We start from the raw sequence: 24337 nt of genomic DNA, 5'->3' as shown, positions 1-24337 counted from the left end.
AGCAACATGACCGAAGCATACATCTACGATGCGCTGCGGACCCCCAGGGGGAAGGGACGCAAGGATGGCAGCCTGCATGAGGTGACATCCGTACGCCTCAGCGCCGAGACGCTGAATGCCGTGAAAGAACGCAACGGCCTGGAAGGCCATGCCGTCGAAGACGTGATCTGGGGCAATGTGACCCAGGTGATGGAACAGGGCGGCTGCCTGGCACGGACCGCCGTGCTGGCCTCTGATCTCGACGAGTCGATCCCCGGTCTTGCCATCAACCGCTTCTGCGCCAGCGGGATGGAGGCGGTCAATCTGGCTGCCAACCAGGTCAAGGGCGGTGCGGGCGATGCCTATATCGCCGGTGGTGTCGAAATGATGGGTCGTGTGCCGATGGGCAGCGACGGGGCGGCCATCGCGGTTGATCCCTCGGTCGCGATGGACACCTATTTCGTGCCGCAGGGTATCTCGGCCGACCTGATCGCCACCGAATACGGTTTCACCCGTGATCAGGCCGATGCGCTCGCCATGGAATCGCAGCGCCGCGCCGCACAGGCCTGGGAGGAAAACCGGTTCTCGAAATCGGTCATCGCCGTCAAAGATCAGAACGGTCTCCCGATCCTGGAGCATGACGAATACATGCGCCCCGGTACCGACATGCAGTCGCTGGGCGGCCTGAATCCCGCCTTCCAGATGATGGGCGAACAGATGCCCGGCTTCGACAAGGTCGCGCTGATGAAATACCCCCATCTTGAGCGCATCAACCACATCCACCATGCGGGCAACAGCTCTGGCATCGTGGATGGGGCGGCGGCTGTTCTGATCGGCAACAAGGAATTTGGCGAGAAATACGGCCTGAAGCCGCGCGCGCGCATCAAGGGCACCGCCAAGATCGGCACCGAACCCACAATGATGCTGACCGGCCCGGTTCCGGTGACCCAGAAGATCCTGGCAGACAATGGCATGAACATCAGCGATATCGACCTGTTCGAGGTGAACGAAGCCTTCGCCAGCGTCGTGCTGCGGTTCCAGCAGGCCTTTGACGTCGATCCCGAACTGGTCAACGTCAATGGCGGCTCGATCGCGATGGGTCACCCGTTGGGCGCGACCGGCGCGATCATCATCGGCACGTTGCTGGACGAGATGGAGCGCTCCGACAAGGAAACCGGTCTAGCCACGCTCTGCATCGCGTCCGGCATGGGCGCGGCGACGGTGATCGAGCGCGTCTGATGCCCAAGCTGGACCTGACACAGATCGAATGGCAAACGGGCTCGGGCTATCCCGGCAAGCTCGCGCGCAATGGCGAGGGCCGCAGCAGCCAAAGGCTTGGCGATGCGGGTGGCCTGACCCAATATGGTGTCAATCTGGTCCGGCTGGAGCCTGGCGCAGCGTCCTCCCTGCGCCATTACCATATGGAACAGGACGAGTTCGTGATGGTGACCGAAGGGGTTTGCACGCTGATCGACGACATGGGCAAACATGCCATGTTGCCCGGCGATTGCGCCACCTTCCCCGCCGGGGATGCCAACGGGCATCACCTTGTAAACACATCGGATGCCCCTGCCGCCTTTCTGGTGGTGGGCACCCGGACCCCGACAGAAACCGGCTATTACAGCGATATCGACATGATGGTGAAGATTGACCAGAACGGGACCAGCTTCACCCGCAAAGATGGCAGCCCCCTGACGGCTGACCAGATCGGAGATGAGACATGACCGATTTTAAATATGAAGTGGACGCAGACGGCGTCGCGATTATCACCTGGGACGCCGTGGGCAAAAGCATGAACGTGCTGACCCGCGAAGCCTTTGGATTGGTCGAGGGCTATATCGATCAGGCCCTGGCGGATGACGCGGTGAAAGGCATCGTGATCACCAGCGCCAAGAAGGACTTTGCTGGTGGCATGGACCTGAACACGCTGGCCACCATTCGCGAAGAAGCGGGCGATGAACCGGCCAAGGCGCTGTTCGACTTCACCATGAACGGCCACCGCGTGCTGCGCAAACTGGAACGCGCGGGCATGGAGCCCAAGACCAACAAGGGCGGCAAGCCGGTGGCCTGCGCCATCAACGGCACCTGCGCCGGTATCGGCACCGAAATCGCGCTCGCCTGTCACCACCGCGTGATGACAGACAACCCGAAGTCGAAGATCGGTCTGCCTGAGATTCTGGTTGGCATCTTCCCCGGTGGCGGCGGTACGATCCGTTATTCGCGTATGGTTGGCGCAATGGCGGCCTCGCCAGTTCTGCTGGAAGGCAAGATGCTGGACCCGGCCAAGGCCAAAGGGGCCAAACTGGTCGATGACGTCTCCGCCGATCCGGTCGCCGCTGCTCGCGACTGGGTGCTGAACGCCACAAATGCGGACATCATCAAACCCTGGGACGCCAAGGGCTACAAGATGCCGGGCGGTGCGCCCTACAACCCTGCCGGTTTCCCGACCTTTGTCGGTGCCTCCGCCATGGTCAACGGCAAGACGCAAGGCGCCTTCCCGGCTGCCAAGGCGCTGCTTTCCGCGATCTATGAAGGCGCACTGGTCGATTTCGACACCGCGCTCAAGATCGAGGCGCGCTGGTTCACCAATGTGCTGATGAACCCGTCCTCCTCGGCGATGATCCGCAGCCTGTTCCTGAACAAGCAGGCGCTGGAAAAAGGCGCTGTGCGTCCTCAGGGAATTGAGGACCAGTCGGTCAAGAAACTGGGTGTTCTGGGCGCTGGCATGATGGGTGCGGGCATCGCACTGGTCTCGGCACAGGCGGGTATCGAAGTGGTCCTGATCGACCGCGATCAGGAAGCCGCGGACAAGGGCAAGGCCTATACCGCAAGCTATCTGGACAAGGGCATGAAGCGCGGCAAGGTCACGGCAGATAAGAAAGAGGCGATGCTGTCACTGATCACGGCGACGCCCGATCTGGCCGCGCTGGAGGGCTGCGACCTGATCATCGAAGCCGTCTTCGAAGACCCCGCCGTCAAGGCCGAGATGACCAAGAAGGTCGAGGCTGTGATCCCCGAAGACTGCATCTTCGCCTCCAATACCTCGACCCTGCCGATCACTGATCTGGCCCAGGCCTCGTCGCGTCGCGAGCAGTTCATCGGCATCCACTTCTTCTCGCCGGTTGAAAAGATGCTGCTGGTCGAGATCATCAAAGGCAAGGAAACCAGGGATCGCGCGGTTGCCAAGGCGCTGGACTATGTGCGCCAGATCCGCAAAACGCCGATCGTGGTCAACGATGCTCGCTTCTTCTATGCCAACCGCTGCATCATTCCTTACATCAACGAAGGTCTGCGGATGATCACCGAAGGCGTCTCGCCTGCCCTGATCGACAACGCTGCGCGGCAGCTGGGCTTCCCGGTTGGGCCGATCCAGCTGAACGACGAGACCTCGATTGATCTGGGGGCCAAGATCGCGCGCGCGACCAAGGCGGCGATGGGGAATGCCTATCCTGCCAGCCCGGCGGATGACCTGATCTTCTGGCTGGAGGAAGAAGGCCGTCTGGGCCGCAAGGCAAATGCCGGCTTCTTTGACTATGACGAGAAGGGCAAGCGCGTCGGCTACTGGAACGGTCTGGCCGAGAAATATCCGCTGGCCGAGGATCAGCCCGACCTGACCGAAGTGCAGGAACGCCTGATGTTCGCACAGGTTCTGGAAGCGGTGCGCGCGCTGGAAGAGAACGTTCTGATGGACATCCGCGAAGGGGATGTGGGCGCGGTTCTGGCCTGGGGCTTTGCGCCCTGGTCCGGCGGCCCGCTGAGCTGGCTCGACATTATCGGCACGCCCTATGCTGCCGAGCGCTGCGACCAGCTTGCCGCCACCTATGGCGATCGGTTTGCCTGCCCGCAGCTGCTGCGTGACATGGCCGCCAAAGGCCAAAGCTTCTACGGGCGGTTCGACCCCGAAGCAAAAGCGGCCTGATCCACACTATCCCAGAAAAGAAAACCGGCGCCCCGTAATTGGGCGCCGGTTTTTGTGTCTGGAGACCGAGGGGGGTGAGCTCCAAACATCCCGTTAAGACGAGACCTTAGGCTGAGAGCGCCGCGAAAGCACTTTGCGGGGTGCCGGAGAACGATGCCATAGCCCCGCCCTCGTCATGATCCCCACCCAGCAGCCGCGCGACCAGCTCGCGCGCGCCGGCGCCGCTCAGCACCGGGTAAAGCGCGTTCTGCCCCCCGGTATCGAACAAGGGCTGTTGCGGGTGCGGACAATAGACCAGCAGATCGCCTTCCAGATAAATCGCCTCATCCCTGTCGAAGGCCAGCGTCGTGACCTGCAACAGCGGGCCGGGTGCGGCAGGTTCGATACCCCGCAGGCCCAACAGCGCATTTGCCGGAACAACCGCATAGGGATCCCCCATGGCATCGCAAACCTCATCGCTTTCGATGATCACGCCCTGTTCGGGCATCAGAAAGGTCTCGTGATCGTTGAACAGCGCCCCGGCGGGCACGCGAACCGGTCGTTGATCGTCACGCAGGTTTCCTTCTGGCGGTGCAAAGACGTCGCGCTGAATGTCGGTGACGGTCTGCATCCGGTGATCGAATGTCAGAACCCTGTCGCCCAATGTCAGCGACTCGACCGGGCACCAGCCACGATGGGTCGCGACCGATGTTCCGCTGAGCAGGCCGGACCGACCGGTTATCAGAAACCCGCCCAACGCCGCAGAATCTTCACCGGACGCCAGCACCGCAGCGTCATCTCTCATGTTCCATCCGATCACGTGCCCGTCCTTCCCTGTGGCAGCAGCAAAGCCTGACTGGCCGGAGTGTTGACCTGGGGGAAGGAGCACCGATTCGCGTGCCTTATTCGTGCCCAAAGAAGGGCAAAAATGTGGCATTGATCGGGCAGAATTGGACAATGACACAACCAAAGAGTGATTGAACCACAACCAGAAACAACAGAACATGGGGTTCACTCAAAGTGATAGTTCAACCTGCGGATGTCATCGGCGCAGGCCTCGGCAAGCGCATCGACCATGGGAGGTGTATAATAACCCCGATAATCCGCCTGCCGTTCTGATCGGTTGACATGCGGCACCTCCAGCACAAATCCCAGATGCTGCCAAAGCGCTGCCGCGTCCGCCTCGATATGCTCTATACGAATAAGGTGATCGCCACGCTCGATACCTGCGGCGTCACGCATATAACTGCCATAGGGGTTGCTGCGAAAACTGGCCAGCGTATCGGGATGCAGCAGGAAGGCTTCAAATCCCAGCCGTTTTGACAAAGTGACCGCCGGATGGTCAAAACTCTGCTCTTGCAACCAGTGGTAGTAGCTGACCGCGCGATCCCAGGGGTTGCGCACCAATGTGAAAACAAAAAGGCGATCCAGCTCGGCAGCGCTGACCAGCCCGTCGATGTCCCGCAGCTTTGCATGCTTCCAAAGTCGCCCGCGCGCGGGCAGCGATTTCAGCCGGTGACGGCGGCGTTGGGCCTTCGGGGTGTCGCCGATCAGGATGTCATCTTTCATCGCCCGCGCCTCCAGCGCCAGCGCCAGCGAGGTGCCCCCGGTCTTGGGGATGTGAACAAAGATATAGGATCGGCCGCGCGAGATGATCATGGGGCCACGCTAACCGTATGTGCCGCCAGGCAAAACCTTTAACCGGATCGGAGTGCGATGGTGATCCCGGCGCAGGCGATCAGGGCGATCCCGAGGATCTGCAGCGCATTCAGCGACTGACCAAAAGCGACCCAGGCAAAGAGCGGCCCGAAGATCATCACCGAATACTCGAAAACCGAGACGTAAGAGGGTTCGGCCAGCTGGTAGGCCTTGGTCAGCATATAGACCGCGATCACCGATCCCATGGCCTGCAGCAGCACAAACGGGATCGCCGGGGTCATCGGCCAGACCCAACCTCGGGCGACAAACCCCTCGGGGCCCGGCGCAGCCTCAAGCGGAAACAGGGACAATCCCAAAAGGGCAACGCCCCCGATAAGCCCAAGCGCGCCAATCGCCGCCCCGAGCAGGACAACCGTGCTTTCCCCGGCACACAGGCTGCGGGTGCTGATCGCGCTCAACGCATAGAAGAAGCCGCCACAAAGCGGGATGAGCATGCGATAGTCGAAGGCGTTTGGATCGGGTTGCAAGACCAGCAGGATACCGGCAAACCCGATCAGCACCGCGCCGATCCGCCAGAAGCCAACCGGTTGGCGCAGAGCAAAAGCAGTGATCAGCAACACGAAGATCGGCGAACTGAACAGCCCGGCCAGCGCCTGCGCGATAGGCATGAAGGCCAGCGCGGTGAAATAGCACATCATCGCGGTCGCAAGCAGAAAGGACCGCAGCAGGACCGCCCAGTATCGCAGCGGTCGCAGCCCGCCCAGCCCCAGCAACGACAGACCCGCAATCAGCGGCAGCGCCACGATCGTGCGGGTCACATGGAACTGCCAGAGCCCGATAAACTCGGCCAGAACGACGATGTAATTGTCGATTACCCCAATGATCGCCATCGCCGCGATCATCAGCATGGCCGCGCTCAGCAACGCTCCCTGCGATGTTGGTTGCATATCTCGCCCCGCGCCCCATCCGATCCGGCCCATGCTGCGGCGCAAGCCCGGGTTTTGGCAATCCCGATTTCGAACCACTTTGCAGCCGCAAGGCGTTTGCGGGCCGGGCAGCCCACATGCTAGGCTGCGCCGAAAGACAAACGAGCAGTTTCAGCGCAAATGACCGCCCTTTCGCAATATGACCGGATCGAGGCCACCGGGCTCTGGCGTCCGCATCCTGATGAGCAGCGCCGCGAGGTTGTTGTCTCGATCGGTGAGGCGACGCTGACCATCTCGGATTTCAACGATCAGGCGATCACCCATTGGTCGCTGGCCGCGCTGGAGCGCCAGAATCCCGGCGCCTTCCCCGCTATTTTTCACCCGGATGGCGACCCGGATGAAACGCTGGAACTGGCCGACTCTGAAACCACGATGATCGAGGCGATCGAGCGGCTGCAAAACGCCATCGCACGGGCGCGCCCGCATCCAGGCCGCCTGCGTTGGCTTAGCGTGACGGGCGTGATCGCGGCGGTTGCCGCGCTCTTGGTGTTCTGGCTACCCGGCGCCTTGCAGCGGCATGTGACATCCGTGGTGCCCGACATCAAACGCGCTGAGATCGGGCGCGCCGTTCTGGGCCGCATCGAACGCGCCGCCGGTCGCGCCTGTTCCTCCACCGATGCCAACGCAGCCTTGGATGCGCTGGCGCGGCGCACCGGCGTCGACCGGCTTGTGGTGTTGCCCGGCGGCATTGCCGACACGCTGCACCTGCCCGGCGGCATCATCGCGATCAACAAGACCCTGATCGAGGATCACGAGGACCCCGCCGTCGCCGCTGGATATATTCTGGTAGAGCGCGCGCGCGCTCAGGCGATGGACCCGCTGGCCGAGTTGCTGGAGAGTGCGGGGCCCCTCGCCGCGTTCCGCTTGCTGACCACCGGCGACCTGACCCGGGACAGCCTCGATCACTATGCCGAGCAGGTGCTGTCCTCGCCCCGCGCCGAGTTGCCAAATGATGTCATGCTGTCGGTCTTTGGCCAGGCGGCGGTGCCCTCGGCCCCCTACGCTTATGCCCGCGATATCACAGGAGAAAGTGTTCTGGGTCTGATCGAGGCGGACCCGATGGCCGGTCGTACACTTGAACCGGTGCTGCCGGACAGTTCCTGGGTGCGGCTGCAGAATATCTGCGGCAACTGATCCGCTACTTGATCAGACGCGCCTTGCGGAACCCGGCCTTACGCGCCGTGACCAGCGCAGATTTCGCGGCAGCCTCGCTCTCGAAGGGACCGGCCAGTACCAGAGTCTGGCCCCCTTTGCGCGTCACGCCAAATCGCGTCGGCAGCCCTGCCGCCTGCACTTTGCCCGTGGCTGCGGTCGCTGCTGCCTTGCTCTCATGCGAGGAGATGCGCAGATAGAATGCAGGCTTTGGCGCGCCCGCAGCAGGGTCCGACCGGGTCGAGACGCGCAACACACCCTTTTCATCCGGCGTCGCCGCCAGCAGGTTATCAGTGTCGGGCAGATCATAGACGGGCTGATCGGTCGGCAGTTTCACCAGTTTGCGCGGCACGGTGCGCTGCCAGATCCGGTCACTCTGCGCATCGCCCGCAGGCGTGCGCAGCCCGCGCCGGGGGTTAAGGCGATCATCCTCACGCACCACATAGCGATATCCGCGCGGCACCTTGTAGGTCTGGCGCGTCACCGCAACCGCCGGGGCAATGGTGATCTCAGCGCGATGGGTGTTCAGCCGATCATCATCCCAGACCCGGCGATAGCCGGGCGGGACATACTGACCCGTGGTGTTACGCCGGTTGTCATAGACATGGCGCGGCACGATCCGCGTCCCCGGTTTCAACGTGATCGTCTGCGCCGCCGAGCCTTGAGGCTGGGTCGAGCTCTGCGCCAAGGCGTCCCCACCACCAATCAAGGCTGCGGCAAGTGCGGATACGATTGTTCCCGTTAACTTCATGACGACCTCGCAAGATTTTGAAAATCATGGCCTATCGGACGCCGCGAGTAAAGAACGCAACCGTTGGACTGCCCGCTACTTGGTGCCAAACATCCGGTCACCCGCATCCCCGAGACCCGGCATGATATAGCCTTTGGAATTCAACTCGCGATCCAGCGACGCGGTGACGATGGGCACCTCGGGATGCGCCTCTTTCATCCGCGCAACGCCTTCGGGGGCCGCCAGCAGGCAGAGGAACCGGATATCGGTCGCGCCCGCCTCTTTCAGCAGATCAACCGCTGCGGCCGAGCTGTTGCCGGTGGCCAGCATCGGATCAACCGCGATCACCATCCGGTCCTTCAGCCCCTCGGGCACCTTGAAGTAGTACTGCACCGGCTTCAGCGTTTCCTCGTCCCGGTAAAGCCCGACAAAGCCTACCCGCGCCGAGGGGATCAGTTCCAGAACGCCGTCCAGCATGCCGTTCCCGGCCCGCAGGATCGACACAAGAGCCAGCTTCTTGCCCGCCAGGATCGGCGCGTCCATCTCTTCCATAGGGGTCTCGATATGGCGCGTGGTCATGGGCAATTCGCGCGTAACCTCATAGGCCAGCAACTCGGTGATCTCACGCAAAAGCTGCCGGAACGTGGCGGTAGAGGTGCCCTTGTCCCGCATCAGCGTCAGCTTGTGCTGCACCAGCGGGTGATCAACAACGGTCAGATGTTCGCTCATGATGTCTCCAGTCTTTTTACAACGCGCGTGCGCGTGTCCTCGTCGCAGAATGCAGCCTGCAATGCGGTCTTGTTGATCTCTGCGAAATCTCCTTCTTCCCAACCGAAGGCCGCGTTCAGCATCTCATACTCGCGCGCCATGGTGGTATGGAAAAACGGCGGATCATCGGTCGAGACCGTGACCTTGACGCCCGCCTCGCGCAGGCGCTGGATCGGATGCGCCGCGATCTCGGGGTAAAGCCCCAGCACCACGTTCGAGCCCGGGCAGACCTCCAGCACGATCTCGCGGTCGGCCAGTTCCTTGACCAGTTCCGGGTCTTCGATGGCGCGCACGCCATGGCCCAGCCGCTCGACGCCCAGATCGCGCACCGCGTCACGCACGCTCTCTGGCCCGCCGAACTCGCCTGCATGGGTGGTCAGGCGCAGCCCGGCCTCGCGGGCGCAGTCAAAGCTCCAGGCAAAATCGCCCTGTTTGCCCATCCCCTCATTGCCGCCCATGCCAAAGCCAACGATCCGGTCCCCAGCGGTTTCCGCCGCACAAAGCGCACTGTCGCGCGCCAGGTCCGGCCCGCGATGGCGAATGCAGGTCACCACAGAGCGCATGGTGATGCCGAGTTTCCGCTCTGCCTCGTCGCCTGCCTCGTGAATGGCATGCACATATTCACGCCAGGCATGCAGATCGCCGCCACCACAGAAATCCGGGCTGACAAAGGTCTCGGTATAGACCACACCGTTCGCCGCGCTTTCTTCCAGAATCGCCAGGGTCAGGCGGCGGAAATCCTCGGGTGTCTGCAATACCTCGCAGGCAGCATCATAGACCGACAGGAAATGCGCGAAATCGCGGAACTCGTAAGTGCCGTCCGCGCGAAAAATCCGGCTCAGGTCGATCTTCTTTTCATGTGCCAATTGGCGAATGAAGGCAGGCGGTGCGGCCCCTTCGTGATGCAGGTGCAATTCAACCTTTGGCAATGCGGCAACGCTCACGGGACACTCCTTGTCATTCTCATCGCGCCGGCTCGCGCGGTCTCTGCGTGATCGGCGCTACCTATCACCTGTTTGCGCCCATGCAAGCGGCTCACGCCCGAATGACCTCGTGAATCAGCCCCGGTGCGTCGACCGGGTCTGGCGACAACGTGATCGCCGCGCGCACCGCCTGTTCCGCCCGCCGCGCCGCATCCTCACGCGCGGCATGGATCACCGCCAGTGGCGCACCCTTCTCGACCCGCTCGCCCAGCCGCACCACCGAGGATAACCCGACCGAAGGATCGACCACATCGCTTTCCACCTGACGCCCGCCGCCCAGCGCAACCACCGCAAGGCCCAGCGCCTCGCCATCAATAGCGCTTACATAGCCTGCCTCGCGCGCCGTCACTTCCTGAATCACATGCGCTTCGGGCAGGAAGCGCGCCCAGTTTTCGACAAACTGCACCGGGCCGCCCACGGCAGCGAGCATGCGCCCGAACCGTTCAGCGGCGCGGCCATCCGCAATGATCTGCGCCAGTCTTTCAGTGCCGGTTTCCGCATCTTCCGCAATTCCGGCATCGGCCAGCACCACGCCGCCCAGTTCCGCAGAAAGCCGCGACAATGGTGTCTCCGTGCCGCAGGTCAGCGCGCGCATGACCTCGTCCACCTCAAGCGCATTGCCCAGCGCGCGCGCCAGCGGCTGGTTCATGTCCGAGATCACCGCCGAGGTGCGACACCCGGCAGCATTGGCGGTTTCCGTCAGCGCCTGCGCCAGCGACCGCGCCTCCTCCAGCGTTTTCATGAACGCGCCCGAGCCCAGCTTCACGTCCAGCACCAGCGCATCCGGGCTGACCGCCAGTTTCTTCGACAGGATCGAGGCGGTGATCAGATCGAGGCTTTCCACCGTCGCCGTCACATCGCGAACCGCATAAAGCCGCTTGTCCGCCGGGGCGATCTGCGCCGTCGCCCCAACGATCGCCGCACCAGCGTCGCGCACGATCTGTGCCAAGCGATCCTGCCCCACTTGCGTGGTGACTCCGGGGATCGCCTCCATCTTGTCGAGCGTGCCGCCGGTATGACCCAGCCCGCGTCCCGAGATCATCGGTACATAGACACCGCATTCGACCAAAGCCGGGGCCAGAACCAGCGAGACGCAGTCGCCCACACCACCCGTCGAATGCTTGTCGACCACGGGCCCCGGCAGGTCCCAGCGCAACACATCTCCGCTGTCGCGCTTGGCCAATGTCAGCGCCGCGCGCCCCTCGGGTCCCAAGCCGCCCATGCAGACGGCCATGGCAAAGGCGCCCGCCTGCGCGTCGCTGACACTGCCATCAGCCAGACCTTGCGCGAACCAGGCCAGTTCCGCCGCCTCGGGCACCTCGCAGCGGCGCAGTTTCGCAATGATCGCCCGTGCATCCATCCGCTCAGTCACCCTGCATATGCTCCGCACCAAACGCGCCGGGCAGCAGATCGCCGATGGTCATGGTCTGTTCCACCCCACCTGTGGTCGCCATGGTGACGACCACATCCGGCGCGCCAAATTCCGACAGTTTCTGCCGACAGCCACCACAGGGAGGCACCGGCGCGGGGCTGCCTGCCACCACATAGACCTCAGTCAACCGAGTCTCTCCCGCCGCCACCATGGCCGCAATCGCCCCCGCCTCGGCGCAAGTGCCTTCGGGATAGGCGATATTCTCGACATTGCAGCCCGCATAGATCACCCCCGAGGCCGACCGGATCGCCGCTCCGACCTTGAAGTTGGAATAAGGCGCATGGGCGTTTTCGCGGACCGCAAGGGCACTCTCTTTCAAACTCATGGCGATTCCCCGGTTTTTGATCATCTGGTCAGGATTGAATATCGCAAAGCAAACCAAACGGCGAGAGTGGCGCTAAGCAAACTCGGTATTGAACACGCCCGGCAGCGTCACCTCCAACAGTTCCACATCCGCGCTCGGATCACTCAGCCTCGTCTTCATCCCCGGCGGGATCACAAAGGCGTCGCCCTGCTCCAGCCGATAGGCGTCGCGCCCCTCGCCCTCCAGCGTCACCGCGCCATCCATCACGAAGGTAAAGTGAATGTCGGTGTCATGGCTGGCCCAGACCGGGTCGCCCTGCCCCTTGCGCACCACCTGAACGCCTGCAACACCCTTGGTGTTCTCGGCAATCGTGGTGTCGCGGCAGATATAGCCCGGCAGGCGGAACGGGACCCACTTGCCCTCCGCGCCCTTGTTGAACACGAACCGTTGCCCCTGCCATTCGCGATCGGGGCGCAGATGCGGGGTGGGCAATGTCATGTCATGATCGATCTCGGTCACATGCTCGGCAGGCACGCCGATCTCGATCACCTGCACATTGTCCGATGCCTCCAGCACGCGATGCCGGATTTCGGGCGGCTGGATGAAACAATCCCCCGCATAAAGCCGCATCTTCGCTCCCTGATCCTCATAGACCACGTCGACCCAGCCGTGGATGCAGAAGATCAACTGAAAACCCACCTTGTGGAAATGCACCATATCCGGCACCGGGCCACCATCGGGGATGCGGATATGGCTGGCGATGATCGAGCCGCCCAGCCGGTCCGGCACCAGATCACGGTAATGCATCCCCGCGCGCCCGATGATCCACGGGGCCTGATCCTTGAGGCGGCGCACCACAAAGGAGTGCATTGTCTCGGGCATCACCATAGGCGGGTTACGCTCCTCAATCTCGATCCGTGTGCCGTTGGGCGCCGTCAGGGTGCGCGCGCCGTCCGCAAACCCGTCAGGGTCATCGGTGAGGATGCGGATCGTGCCGGGGGCCTCGGAAGCCTCCTTGTCCACGCGCAGCCGCAGCCCATGGCCTGAAAACACCGCAACACGGGGATCATCCGCAGGATAGATCATGTCCATCCGCATCCCCAGCACCTTGGTAAAAAAGGGAATATCATCGCGCAACTCCTGCGTCGGCAGGCGCATTTCGGCAATCGTGTCTGACATAGTGCTCGATCCTCCGGCACGGAGAGTGGCCCCGCCCCACCGCTTTTGCAAGAAGCCGCCCGCGCCAACTGTTGACGAAACCCGCCATTTCCCTCACGTAAAGGATAGTTTAAGGCTAAACTAAATTCAGTCGGGAGTTCAGGAATGTCGGACAGTCAGAAACTGCGCCAAACGGCGCTGGATTATCACGAGTTCCCGAAACCCGGTAAGCTTGAGATCCGCCCCACAAAACCCATGGCCAATGGCCGCGACCTGTCGCTGGCCTATTCACCGGGGGTGGCTGAGGCTTGTCTCGAAATCAAGAACAACGCCGAAGATGCGGCACGCTATACCGCACGCGGCAATCTGGTGGCGGTGGTCTCAAACGGCTCGGCGGTGCTGGGGTTGGGCAATATCGGCGCGCTGGCCTCGAAACCGGTGATGGAGGGCAAGGCGGTGCTCTTCAAGAAATTCGCCAATATCGACTGTTTCGACATCGAGGTAGATCAGGCCGATCCTGAAAAACTCGCCGATATCGTCTGCGCGCTGGAGCCGACCTTTGGCGCGATCAACCTGGAAGACATCAAAGCGCCGGATTGTTTCATCGTCGAACAACTCTGCCGCGAGCGGATGGGCATCCCGGTCTTTCACGACGACCAGCACGGCACCGCCATTGTGGTGGGGGCCGCCGCCAAGAACGCGCTGCATGTGGCGGGCAAAAGCTTTGAGGATATCAAGATCGTCTCGACCGGTGGCGGTGCTGCGGGCATCGCCTGCCTGAACATGCTGCTGAAGCTGGGCGTGAAGCGCGAGAATGTCTGGCTGTGCGATATTCACGGGCTGGTCTATGAGGGCCGGACCGAGGATATGAACCCGCACAAAGCCGCCTATGCCCAGCAAAGCGATCTGCGCACGCTGGACGAGGTGATCGACGGTGCCGATCTGTTCCTCGGCCTTTCCGGCCCCAACGTGCTGCAGCCCGAGATGGTCGCAAAAATGGCCACGCGCCCGATCATTTTCGCGCTGGCCAATCCCACGCCGGAAATCCTGCCACAGGCCGCGCGCGAGGTTGCACCAGATGCCATCATCGCCACCGGGCGCAGCGATTTTCCCAATCAGGTCAACAATGTGCTGTGTTTTCCGTTCATCTTCCGAGGCGCGCTGGATGTGGGTGCAACAGAGATCAACGATCAGATGCAACTGGCCTGTATCGACGGTATCGCCGAACTGGCCCGCGCCACCACCAGCGCCGAAGCCGCCGCCGCCTATCGCGGCGAGCAACTGACCTTTGGGCCGGACTACCTGATCCCGAAACCGTTTGATCCGCGGCTGGTCGGCGTCGTCTCCTCCTCCGTGGCCAAAGCGGCGATGGAAAGCGGCGTCGCAAAACGACCCATCGAGGACCTTGAGGCCTATAAGCAGAAACTGAACCAGTCGGTGTTCAAATCCGCCCTGCTGATGCGTCCGATCTTTGATGCCGCGCGGATCGCGTCGCGCCGGATCGTCTTCGCCGAGGGCGAGGATGAACGCGTGTTGCGCGCCGCCCAGGCCATTCTTGAGGAAACCACCGAAACGCCGCTCCTGATCGGCCGCCCCGAGGTCATCGAGGCCCGCTGCGAGCGTCTCGGCCTCGACATCCGCCCCAGCCGGGACTTCCAGATCGTGAACCCGGAAAACGACCCGCGCTACTACGATTACTGGAATTCCTATCACGAGCTGATGATGCGGCGCGGCGTGTCGCCCGATATCGCCAAGGCGGTGATGCGCACGAACACCACCGCTATCGGCGCGATCATGGTGCATCGCGGCGAGGCGGATTCGCTGATCTGTGGCACGTTCGGCGAGTACCGCTGGCATCTGAACTATGTGAACCAGGTGCTGGGGCGCGGTGGTCTCTACGCCCATGGCGCGCTGTCGCTGATGATCCTGGAGGAAGGCCCCCTCTTCATCGCCGACACCCATGTTTATCAACTGCCCAATCCCGAACAGTTGGCCGAGATCGCCATCGGCGCGGCCCGCCATGTCAAACGGTTCGGGATAGAGCCGCAGATCGCGCTCTGTTCGCAATCACAATTCGGAAATCAGCGCGAAGGGTCCGGCAAGCGTCTGCGCGAGGCGCTCGCCATTCTCGATAGCAAGGCCCGGGATTTCGTCTACGAGGGCGAAATGAACGTCGATACCGCGCTGAACCCGACACTGCGCCAGCGCATCTTCCCTCATAGCCGGTTGGAGGGCGCGGCCAATATCCTGATCTTCGCCCATGCGGATGCGGCCAGCGGCGTGCGCAATATCCTCAAGGCCCGCGCCGGCGGGCTTGAGGTCGGACCGATCCTGATGGGCATGGGCAACCGCGCCCATATCGTCTCGCCTTCGATCACCGCGCGCGGGCTGCTGAACATGTCGGCGATTGCCGGAACGCCAGTGACCCATTACGGTTAACCCGTCTGAGTTCAACGGGAGGTGTGTTCAGATGAAGGGACATTGCCATTGCGGCGACGTGCGCTGGGAAAGTGACGGCGCGGTCGCCTGGAGTTGTTACTGTCATTGCGCCGATTGCCGCCGCAATTGCGCGGCGCCGGTGACGGCGTTCTTCGGCGTTCCCCATGACAGCGTGCGCTGGAGCGGGGCCGAACCGCGCATCTATCGCTCGTCGAAACCGGTCGAGCGCCTGTTCTGCGGCACCTGCGGCACGCCGATGGCCTTTCGCCACGCGGAGGATCGCGACAACTTGCATCTTTATATCGCGACGCTGGAAAACCCCGAGGATATTGCACCCCAAACGCATGTGTTCCACGCTGAGCACATCAAGTGGCTGCAGATCGATGATCGCTTGCCGAAATATGCAAGTATCCCTGGCTAGGATGGGCGAATCTGGTGGCGGCACCCTTTGCACGGCGCGTCGTGTGGTTTGCAAAGTGCCACAATCAGCAAACACAAACCGCTAATAACAAGGGGGTTTGCAGAGTTTAGCAGACCTCCAAACGTCTAAATTGCAAATTCTTGCGATAATGTGACGCAACGGAACTTAAATTCCTTGCCCAGTCCGACGCGCGCTCACTAACACCTGTCCGAGACGAATGGAGGAGAGAGGCACATGGGCTATCAGGACGTGTATGACAGCTGGAAGAATGACCCCGAAGCGTTCTGGCTTGAGGCGGCCAAGGGGATCGACTGGGTCGAACCGCCGACCAAAGCGCTCTTTGACGACAACGCGCCGCTTTATGAATGGTTCTCGGATGCCAAGGTGAACACCTGCTGGAACGCGGTGGACCGGCATGTGGAGGCCGGGCGCGGCGAACAGATCGCCATCATCCATGACAGCCCGATCACCCAGAGCAAGCGGCAGATCTCTTATATCGAGCTGCGCAACCGCGTCGCCTCGCTGGCCGGGGCGCTGCGCGCCAAGGGCATCGAAAAGGGCGACCGGGTCATCATCTACATGCCGATGATCCCCGAAGCGCTGGAGGCGATGCTGGCCTGCGCCCGGCTGGGTGCGGTGCATTCGGTGGTCTTTGGCGGCTTTGCCAGCAACGAGTTGGCGGTACGGATCGACGATGCCAAACCAAAGGCGATCATCGCCGCCTCTTGCGGGTTGGAACCGGGCCGCGCCGTGCACTACAAGCCGCTGCTCGACGGGGCCATCGATCTTGCCGAACACAAACCCGAGTTCTGCGTCATCTTCCAGCGCGAGCAGGAAGTCGCGCAATTGATCGAGGGGCGCGATGTCAACTGGCACGGCTTCCAATATGGGATTGAACCGGCTGACTGTGTGCCGGTCAATGGCAATGATCCGGCCTATATCCTTTATACCTCCGGCACCACCGGCGCGCCCAAGGGGGTGGTGCGCCATACGGCAGGCCATCTGGTGGCGCTGAACTGGACGATGAAGAACATCTATAATGTCGAGCCCGGCGACGTGTTCTGGGCGGCCTCGGATGTGGGCTGGGTCGTGGGCCATTCCTATATCTGCTATGCGCCGCTGATCCACGGCAACACCACCATCGTGTTCGAGGGCAAACCGGTTGGCACCCCGGATGCGGGCACGTTCTGGCGGGTGATTTCCGAGCATAACGTCAAAAGCTTCTTCACCGCCCCCACCGCCATCCGCGCGGTCAAGCGCGAAGACCCCAATGGCGAGTTGATGGCCAAATACGATCTGTCCTGCCTCAACGCGCTGTACCTGGCGGGCGAGCGCGCTGACCCGGATACGATCGAATGGGCACAGAATGCGCTGGACGTGCCGGTGATCGACCATTGGTGGCAGACCGAGACTGGCTGGGCCATTGCGGGCAACCCGCTGGGGATCGAGGAACTGCCGGTGAAACTTGGCTCTCCAGCCAAGCCGATGCCCGGCTATGACGTGCGTATCCTGGATGAGGGCGGTCACCCGGTGAAAGCCGGTGAATTGGGCGCTATCGCGATCAAGCTGCCTCTGCCCCCCGGCACGCTGCCGGGCCTCTGGAATGCCGAGGACCGGTTCCGCACATCCTACCTCAACCAGTTCCCCGGTTACTACGAGACCGGCGACGCGGGGATGATGGATGAGGATGGCTATCTCTACATCATGGCGCGCACCGATGATGTGATCAACGTGGCGGGCCACCGCCTGTCGACCGGCGGGATGGAGGAGGTTCTGGCCGCCCACCCGGACGTGGCCGAATGCGCGGTGATCGGCGTCTCGGACCAGCTCAAGGGTCAGATGCCGGTGGGGTTCCTGTGCCTCAACGCCGGGGCCGCGCGCGATCCGTCCGAGATCACCGGCGAAGTGGTCAAGATGGTGCGCGACAAGATCGGGCCAGTGGCGGCGTTCAAACTGGCGGTGGTTGTGGACAGGCTGCCCAAGACCCGCTCGGGCAAGATCCTGCGCGGCACCATGGTGTCGATTGCCGATGGCAAGGATTACAAGATGCCCGCAACTATCGACGATCCAGCTATTCTGGGCGAGATCGAGACCGCGCTGCAAAGCATCGGCTACGCGCAATAGGCATCCGGGGCGCCTGCTGGCGCCCCGCTTTTTCTTCAGGCGAATCCGATCCCGTCAGGCTTCAGCCCCGCAAGGCGGATGATCGACGCCAGGCTCCAGGACGGATCGTCGATCTTGTCGCACTCTTCCAGCAGCGGATCGTCATCGGGTGTCCAACATGGCGCGACATTGATCCACGAACAGGGATCGCCCTTGAGCAGCCCGGCAAAGACCGCCGCGACGATGATCGAGCCCACAGCGCCCAGCGAATTGCCACCCTCCAGATCGGCCTCGCGCAGGATGTAGTACCACAGCGAATCCGGCTCACTCTCACAAAGCTCAATCGGGTCGACGCAGAATTTGCGCGCCACATCCGTCCCTGCAGGCAGCCCCATCTGCATGCTCCGCTTGAGATTGCGGAAGGCAAGGATGTTCAGATCGTCCCCGGCCGGGCCTTCATGCAGGAAGGACAGCGCATTGCTGAGTTTGGGGTCGATCTTGCGCGCCATCTGCGGGAAGGGTGGCCGCGATGTTGTCATCGGCAGGAACCAGTCCCACTGGATCGAATTCTTGGCCAGCATCGGCCGGAAGCCTTTCAGATCATCCGGATCAGGCGCACCGGAATTGTCAAAGATCGGGGCAAAATCATCGTCACCGCGCACCGCGGAATTGGTCTGATAGGCATTGCGCACCATCGAATGGCCAAAGCGATAGGCCGCGACCGAGAACTCCACCGGCATATAAGGCTGATGCTTCCAGCTATAGATATCATCCAGCCCGCAAACCCAGTGCTTGCGACCCCCGCAGGCCTCTTCGAGCGCCAACGCACAGTAATGGGTGCCGGGCAGAAGGATGCGGCGCAGGAAGTCATGCCAGACGATATGCTGATAGAGCCAGCGCAGCGTGGTACGTGCCGCCTCAAACGCGTCCGACGTGCTGATCCCGGGCGTAACGGCGCGGGCCCGATCGACCAGTCTGTTATGGGCCAGCAGGAACGCCAATTGCAGCTGGCTAACCATCGAGTTCTCATCATTGCGCATGTCGCCGATTACGGCGGTCCCGTTCAGGCGCGGCAGGTCAGGCAGCGCGGCATCGTCAGACACCGCGCCAATGGCGAGCTTGGCCTTGTCGGCAGGGTCATAAAGATAGGGTTGATCCGCCGGTCCGCGCCCATAGACATTGTCCAGATCCAACCGCGGCGTGCGGAAATTCAGCAGCCCGTTGGGATCGGTGCGGCGCATCGACAGGGCTGTGGGATCGAATGTGATGTCATGATCGACGAACTGGCCAAAATAGGTATAGCCCGCCGGGATGTCCGATCCGAACTGATCCTCCAGATCCTCGATCGTCTTGGGGTCGGTCAACTCTCCGGGCGTCTTTCCCGGCACCTCGACCATCAGATTGTTGGCGACCTGTTTCAGTTCCGCATCCTCCATGCCCGTCCATGCGGGAAGATCGGGGCAAATACGACCAAACGGGCCGTGGTAGAATTTTGAACGGGGGGCAAGAATGTCGAAATGTCTTGAGCCATGGGCCATGGTAAAATCCTCTTTAAAGTAAGCTAATTGTTAAAATGTGTATTTATATGCGCATTAATTCGCTCATTGAGTGTGCAAAAGGCCGCTCGCAACCACAACATGTCGGCGCGGGCGGGTAAAAGTTCGGCGGGTTTCCGCCCAGCAGGGTGCGCAACCCGCGTGCCCGGTTTCGCTTGAACTTATGCCGCGCCCGGCTAGGCTGCAGCGTCGGGAGGATGGGCATGAATATCACCGAGATCTGGCAGCTTACCGCAAACGAAACGGTCGAAAAAACTCGCTCGGGCGATCTGAGCGTTGAGGACGCGGTCGCCGCAAGCCTTGACCGGATGGCGGCCGTGAACCCCGCGCTGAACGCCGTGGTCGACAGTTGCGCCGAGGACGCGCGCGCGCGCGCTCACGCGCTCGACAAGGCGCGCGCGGCTGGCGACCCCCTCGGCCCGCTGCACGGGGTGCCGGTGACCATCAAGATCAACGTGGATCAGAAGGGCTATGCGTCCTCGAACGGGATTCCCGCGCTCAAGGACCTTATTGCACCTGATGACGCGCCGGTGGTGCGCAACTTGCAGCGGGCGGGCGCGGTGATCATCGGGCGCACCAACACGCCCGAGTTTTCCTTTCGCGCCGATACCGACAACCCGCTCTTCGGGCGCACCCATAACCCCTGGGGAGATCACGTCTCGGCTGGTGGCTCCTCCGGTGGGGCGGGGGCTGGGGTGATGGCTGGGATCGGCGCGCTGGCGCATGGCAACGATATCGGCGGCTCGTTGCGCTTTCCCGCTGCTGCCAACGGAGCGGTGACGGTCAAGCCGGGGATCGGTCGTGTGCCCGCCTGGAACCCCAGTCAAAGCGCCGAGCGCGGCATGCTGGCGCAATCCATGTCGGTGCAGGGGCTGTTTGCCCGCGCGGCTGAGGACCTGCATCTGTCCATGCCATCCCTGATCGCCGCCGACCCGCGCGATCCGTTCCATGTGCCGATGCCCTGGCGTCTGGACCCGCCCGAGATCCCGCTGCGCGTGGCCTTCACCCGCGAAACCTATGGCTATGATCTGCACCCCGAGGTCGAGGCCGCTTTGCTGAGTGCGCGCGACGCGCTGATTGACGCCGGGTATCAGGTGGAAGAGGTCGAAACGCCGGATGTCTTCGCCTCTGGCCGGGCGGGGTATCGCGCGCTGATGGGCGAGGTCTATTCGATGATGAAAGCGGATGTGGACCGGGTCGGTTCACAACAGATCCGCGATATCTTTGCGGTCTATTTTCAGGAATTTCCGCCCTATCTTGGGCAGGAGCTACTTGAGATGATGGCAAAGCGCAGCTTTTACACCCGCGAATGGACGATGTTCCAGCAGCGCTACCCGCTGGCCCTGACCCCGTTCCTGCCGCAACCCTTCTTTCGTCCCGACTGTGACACCGAAGGCGCGGAAGGTGTGGATGAGGTGCTCGGCAGCGCGCTCTGGTCCTATTCGATGAATTTCATGGGGCTGCCCGCGGCCAGTGTTCCGGCCCGTCTGTCGGAATTGCCCGCCGGGGCGCAGCCGATCAATGTGCAGATCGTCGCCGCGAGATGGCGCGAGGATCTGGCGGTGGATGCGGCCCTGGCCATAGAAAAACGGATCGGACGCATGTGTTCCCATCTTTGGCAACGCATGGGCCGACCCGGTCTTAGCCCCCAACTATAATATCAAAGCCCCCCAGCCTTAATACGTGCCGTGTGGCGTCCCCCCGGACTCGCCATTAAATTCACGGCTTTGTGGCGGGCCCCGGATGAAACCACTCAACCTCCATCCGGGACCACTTCACTTCAAACCGCCGACTTTTGACGAACACAGGTGCTACCCCCCGGCTTTCCCTGCGCCCACTCATGCAAAACAATGCATACTCGTTAGCGAACGCGTCCCCGAATTGCCACTCACTCAATTTGTCGGGACCATGTCGTCGGCAAGATCAAAACTAGCTGATTCTTGCCGACCGGGCTGTGACCTGCTTCACAGAGCTTTCAAAAAGTTGAAAATTCTTTTCATCGGAACCGTATCAAGTGAACTGTTCCGAAATCAGCCGCTCTTCTAGACCATGGCCGGGATCGAACAGAATCCGGTGCGCGACCGAGGCGTCGGAGCGGATTTCGACCCAGTCGATATCGGTGATCGAAATCGAATCCGCGTCCGCCATGACAGGGCGCTTTTCCGGGTCCTGCACGTCAAAGCGCACCATCGCGGTCTTGGGCAGCAGCGCCCCGCGCCAGCGCCGGGGCCGGAACGCGGCAATTGCCGTCAGAGCCAGAACATCCGCCCCGATAGGCAGGATCGGTCCATGGGCGGAGTAATTATAGGCTGTCGATCCGGCAGGTGTCGCCACCAGCGCACCATCACAGACAAGTTCCGCCAGCCGCACCCGGCCATCAATGGTGATCTTCAGCCGCGCCGCCTGCGGCCCGGCCCTGAGCAGTGAGACCTCGTTGATGGCCAGCGCCTCATGGGTCTTGCCGTGTTGATCCTTCGCCCGCATTGTCAGCGGATTGATGATCTCTTCCTCGGCTTCGGCCAGCCGATCCAGCAGGTCGCTTTCGCTATATTCGTTCATGAGAAAGCCGATCGTGCCGCGATTCATGCCATAGACCGGCATGTTCAGATGCTGCGTGCCATGCAGCGTGCGCAGCATGAACCCGTCGCCGCCCAGTGCCACGACGATCTCGGCCTTTTGCGGGGCCACATCACCGTATCGGCCGATCAGGGCGGCGCGCGCGGTCTGCGCCACAGGCGCATCGCTCGCCAGAAAGGCGATTCTCTTTGTCATGTATTTGGGTTTCCGGTGCTGCGCATATGGTTCCGAAACAAGCATACCTTTCCACATTAGGCCAGACTTGACGCCCCCAAAGGTGGAATAGTCGCTTTACAGCCTTTCTCCCCCGGTCGGTTTCCGATAGGAAATCCGCCAAATCACACCCCAACCAGTCGGAGCGACCATGAACGTCAGCCTACGTGATACCGGTTTTTTCACCCAATCCCTTGCCGACCGCGATCCTGAGCTGTTTGCCTCGATCACGTCCGAGCTGGGGCGCCAGCGCGATGAGATCGAGCTGATCGCGTCCGAGAACATCGTCTCCGCCGCCGTGATGGAGGCGCAGGGTTCGGTGATGACCAACAAATATGCCGAAGGCTATCCGGGGCGGCGCTATTATGGCGGCTGCCAGTTTGTCGATATCGCCGAGAACCTGGCCATCGACCGCGCCAAGCAGCTGTTTGGCTGTGGCTTTGCCAATGTGCAGCCCAATTCCGGCAGCCAGGCCAACCAGGGCGTGTTCCAGGCGCTGATCAAGCCCGGCGACACCATCCTGGGCATGAGCCTGGATGCCGGTGGCCACCTGACCCACGGCGCGCGCCCGAACCAGTCGGGCAAGTGGTTCAACGCCGTGCAATACGGCGTGCGCCAGCAGGACAACATGCTGGACTATGATCAGGTCGAGGCGCTGGCGAAAGAACACCAGCCCAAGCTGATCATCGCAGGTGGTTCGGCCATCCCGCGCCAGATCGACTTTGCCCGCATGCGCGAGATCGCCGACATGGTCGGCGCCTATCTGCACGTGGACATGGCGCATTTCGCCGGTCTGGTGGCCGCAGGCGAACATCCCAGCCCCTTCCCGCATGCGCATGTGGCGACCACCACCACCCACAAGACCCTGCGCGGTCCGCGTGGGGGCATGATCCTGACCAATGATGAAGATATCGCTAAGAAAGTGAATTCAGCGATCTTTCCCGGCATTCAGGGCGGCCCGCTGATGCATGTGATCGCCGCCAAGGCGGTCGCCTTTGGCGAGGCGCTGCGGCCCGAGTTCAAGGGCTATATCAAACAGGTCGTGACCAACGCGCAGGCGCTCAGCGATCAACTGATCAAGGGTGGTCTGGACACCGTCACCCACGGCACCGATACCCATGTGGTGCTGGTCGATCTGCGCCCCAAAGGGGTCAAGGGCAACGCCACCGAGAAGGCTCTGGGCCGGGCGCATATCACCTGCAACAAGAATGGCGTGCCGTTTGACCCGGAAAAGCCGACGATCACCAGCGGCATTCGCCTCGGCAGCCCCGCCGGCACCACCCGCGGCTTTGGCGAGGCCGAGTTCCGCCAGATCGCCGACTGGATCATCGAGGTGGTCGACGGCCTCGCCGCCAATGGCGAGGACGGCAACGACGAGGTCGAGGCCAAGGTCAAAGCCCAGGTCGCCGACCTCTGCGCAAAATTCCCAATCTATCCGAACCTGTAAGACGGGTCCGAAAGAAACCCATGGTGGCGCTCAATAGCGCCGCCTTTTATATTTCTCAATAGGTTACCGCTCAAACATAACCCTGCCAGAACAGCACCAAAAGTAGCAGTAGCGCAAATAGCAGCAGGTTGAAGACCAACCCGCCCAGCATGCCCAACAGCCAACCCTTGCGACGCTCGGTCAGGCTGATCGCGTCAAGATAGGCTTGTACTTTTTCCGCCGCTTCGGCCAGCTTGGGACTGTCAAGCGTCAGGCGCAGTTTCGGATGCGCGGCGCGATCCTCGACCTGCGCCAGCAACAGGGCCTGCTTGTAGATGCGCCTGGGCAGACGATGCCGCGCACGACGCAACGCGGCGGCCAGCGTCTTGCCCCGCACACCCAGCTTGGCGCGCAACATCGCAATGGTCTGCGCAATCTGCTGTTCGACACTGATCTGTTCGGCCATCTCAAACTCACTCCGACGGGCAAACTACACCGGCGACCGGGCGGCGACAATGGGGGCTGGCGGCGGCGATCCGCCATGGCTATCAAA

Annotated in this window: 21 protein-coding genes; 9 read left to right on the top strand and 12 right to left on the bottom strand. The window is 62.1% G+C overall.

Going from position 1 to position 24337, the window contains the following annotated elements; genetic code table 11:
- The first annotated feature begins 6 nt into the window (after positions 1-6).
- The 3 genes from AB1E34_RS15500 to AB1E34_RS15490 are packed head-to-tail and all read left to right on the top strand — an operon-like array spanning position 7 to position 3898.
- Entirely contained in the window at positions 7-1218 is a 1212-nt protein-coding gene (locus tag AB1E34_RS15500) for an acetyl-CoA C-acetyltransferase (RefSeq protein WP_372573245.1), read from the top strand.
- Entirely contained in the window at positions 1218-1703 is a 486-nt protein-coding gene (locus AB1E34_RS15495) for a cupin domain-containing protein (protein WP_372573244.1), read from the top strand. The genes AB1E34_RS15500 and AB1E34_RS15495 overlap by 1 nt, the downstream gene beginning before the upstream one ends.
- Positions 1700-3898 carry a 3-hydroxyacyl-CoA dehydrogenase NAD-binding domain-containing protein gene (locus tag AB1E34_RS15490; protein WP_372573243.1) on the top strand — a complete coding sequence of 733 codons (2199 nt, stop codon included), beginning with the start codon at positions 1700-1702 and terminating at the stop codon, positions 3896-3898. The genes AB1E34_RS15495 and AB1E34_RS15490 overlap by 4 nt, the downstream gene beginning before the upstream one ends.
- 106 nt (positions 3899-4004) lie before the next feature.
- Here the strand turns inward: AB1E34_RS15490 and AB1E34_RS15485 are convergent, their stop codons facing one another.
- The 3 genes from AB1E34_RS15485 to AB1E34_RS15475 all read right to left on the bottom strand — a co-directional run bounded on the left by AB1E34_RS15485 (position 4005) and on the right by AB1E34_RS15475 (position 6516).
- Complete coding sequence (locus AB1E34_RS15485) at positions 4005-4682, bottom strand: Hint domain-containing protein (RefSeq protein ID WP_372573242.1); 678 nt, start codon at positions 4680-4682, stop codon at positions 4005-4007.
- 206 nt (positions 4683-4888) lie between these two features.
- Positions 4889-5536, bottom strand: a complete 648-nt coding sequence (locus AB1E34_RS15480) for a sulfotransferase family 2 domain-containing protein (protein WP_372573241.1) — start codon at positions 5534-5536, stop codon at positions 4889-4891.
- A gap of 38 nt (positions 5537-5574) precedes the next feature.
- A complete protein-coding gene (locus AB1E34_RS15475; RefSeq protein ID WP_372573240.1) occupies positions 5575-6516 on the bottom strand; it encodes a DMT family transporter in 942 nt (313 codons plus the stop codon).
- A gap of 126 nt (positions 6517-6642) precedes the next feature.
- On the opposite strand from AB1E34_RS15475, the gene AB1E34_RS15470 reads away from it, so the two are divergent.
- The gene (locus AB1E34_RS15470; protein WP_372573239.1) at positions 6643-7656 is read left to right on the top strand and encodes a PI-PLC domain-containing protein; all 1014 of its coding nucleotides are present in this window, start codon (positions 6643-6645) and stop codon (positions 7654-7656) included.
- Between the two features lie 4 nt (positions 7657-7660).
- On the opposite strand, the gene AB1E34_RS15465 is transcribed toward AB1E34_RS15470, so the two are convergent.
- The 6 genes from AB1E34_RS15465 to AB1E34_RS15440 all read right to left on the bottom strand — a co-directional run bounded on the left by AB1E34_RS15465 (position 7661) and on the right by AB1E34_RS15440 (position 13070).
- Positions 7661-8425: an SPOR domain-containing protein gene (locus AB1E34_RS15465; RefSeq protein WP_372573238.1), complete on the bottom strand. Its 765-nt coding sequence runs from the start codon at positions 8423-8425 to the stop codon at positions 7661-7663.
- Positions 8426-8500: 75 nt separating this feature from the next.
- On the bottom strand, positions 8501-9133 hold the full coding sequence (upp, locus tag AB1E34_RS15460) for a uracil phosphoribosyltransferase (RefSeq protein ID WP_372573237.1): 633 nt from the start codon (positions 9131-9133) through the stop codon (positions 8501-8503).
- The gene (locus AB1E34_RS15455) at positions 9130-10116 is read right to left on the bottom strand and encodes an adenosine deaminase (RefSeq protein WP_372573236.1); all 987 of its coding nucleotides are present in this window, start codon (positions 10114-10116) and stop codon (positions 9130-9132) included. Before AB1E34_RS15455 ends, upp begins: the two co-directional genes overlap by 4 nt.
- 91 nt (positions 10117-10207) lie before the next feature.
- The gene (locus AB1E34_RS15450) at positions 10208-11515 is read right to left on the bottom strand and encodes a thymidine phosphorylase (RefSeq protein WP_372573322.1); all 1308 of its coding nucleotides are present in this window, start codon (positions 11513-11515) and stop codon (positions 10208-10210) included.
- Positions 11516-11519: 4 nt separating this feature from the next.
- The gene (locus AB1E34_RS15445) at positions 11520-11936 is read right to left on the bottom strand and encodes a cytidine deaminase (RefSeq protein WP_372573235.1); all 417 of its coding nucleotides are present in this window, start codon (positions 11934-11936) and stop codon (positions 11520-11522) included.
- A 48-nt stretch (positions 11937-11984) separates the two neighbouring features.
- Positions 11985-13070 carry a cupin domain-containing protein gene (locus AB1E34_RS15440; RefSeq protein WP_372573234.1) on the bottom strand — a complete coding sequence of 362 codons (1086 nt, stop codon included), beginning with the start codon at positions 13068-13070 and terminating at the stop codon, positions 11985-11987.
- A gap of 144 nt (positions 13071-13214) precedes the next feature.
- Here AB1E34_RS15440 and AB1E34_RS15435 point away from each other — a divergent pair, with 144 nt between their 5' ends.
- From AB1E34_RS15435 to prpE, 3 genes are all read left to right on the top strand, one after another.
- On the top strand, positions 13215-15488 hold the full coding sequence (locus AB1E34_RS15435; protein ID WP_372573233.1) for an NADP-dependent malic enzyme: 2274 nt from the start codon (positions 13215-13217) through the stop codon (positions 15486-15488).
- A 31-nt stretch (positions 15489-15519) separates the two neighbouring features.
- Positions 15520-15909: a GFA family protein gene (locus AB1E34_RS15430; RefSeq protein WP_372573232.1), complete on the top strand. Its 390-nt coding sequence runs from the start codon at positions 15520-15522 to the stop codon at positions 15907-15909.
- Between the two features lie 234 nt (positions 15910-16143).
- Entirely contained in the window at positions 16144-18033 is a 1890-nt protein-coding gene (gene prpE / locus AB1E34_RS15425) for a propionate-CoA ligase PrpE (RefSeq protein ID WP_372573231.1), read from the top strand.
- 35 nt (positions 18034-18068) lie between these two features.
- Here the strand turns inward: prpE and AB1E34_RS15420 are convergent, their stop codons facing one another.
- Positions 18069-19448, bottom strand: coding sequence for a peroxidase family protein (locus AB1E34_RS15420; protein ID WP_372573230.1), 1380 nt, complete (start codon positions 19446-19448; stop codon positions 18069-18071).
- 323 nt (positions 19449-19771) lie between these two features.
- On the opposite strand from AB1E34_RS15420, the gene AB1E34_RS15415 reads away from it, so the two are divergent.
- Positions 19772-21226 carry an amidase family protein gene (locus tag AB1E34_RS15415; RefSeq protein WP_372573229.1) on the top strand — a complete coding sequence of 485 codons (1455 nt, stop codon included), beginning with the start codon at positions 19772-19774 and terminating at the stop codon, positions 21224-21226.
- 352 nt (positions 21227-21578) lie between these two features.
- Here the strand turns inward: AB1E34_RS15415 and AB1E34_RS15410 are convergent, their stop codons facing one another.
- Positions 21579-22340, bottom strand: a complete 762-nt coding sequence (locus AB1E34_RS15410; RefSeq protein WP_372573228.1) for an NAD kinase — start codon at positions 22338-22340, stop codon at positions 21579-21581.
- A gap of 169 nt (positions 22341-22509) precedes the next feature.
- On the opposite strand from AB1E34_RS15410, the gene glyA reads away from it, so the two are divergent.
- Positions 22510-23805, top strand: a complete 1296-nt coding sequence (gene glyA / locus AB1E34_RS15405; protein WP_372573227.1) for a serine hydroxymethyltransferase — start codon at positions 22510-22512, stop codon at positions 23803-23805.
- A 70-nt stretch (positions 23806-23875) separates the two neighbouring features.
- On the opposite strand, the gene AB1E34_RS15400 is transcribed toward glyA, so the two are convergent.
- Positions 23876-24250 (bottom strand): hypothetical protein, encoded by a 375-nt coding sequence (locus tag AB1E34_RS15400; protein WP_372573226.1) that lies wholly within the window; start codon positions 24248-24250, stop codon positions 23876-23878.
- Positions 24251-24337: the final 87 nt, after the last annotated feature.

It is taken from the genome of Ruegeria jejuensis (assembly GCF_041537905.1).
Lineage (GTDB): Bacteria > Pseudomonadota > Alphaproteobacteria > Rhodobacterales > Rhodobacteraceae > Ruegeria_C.
Note: the sequence above shows the minus strand (reverse complement) of the source record. Positions and strands in the feature narration are given on the sequence as shown.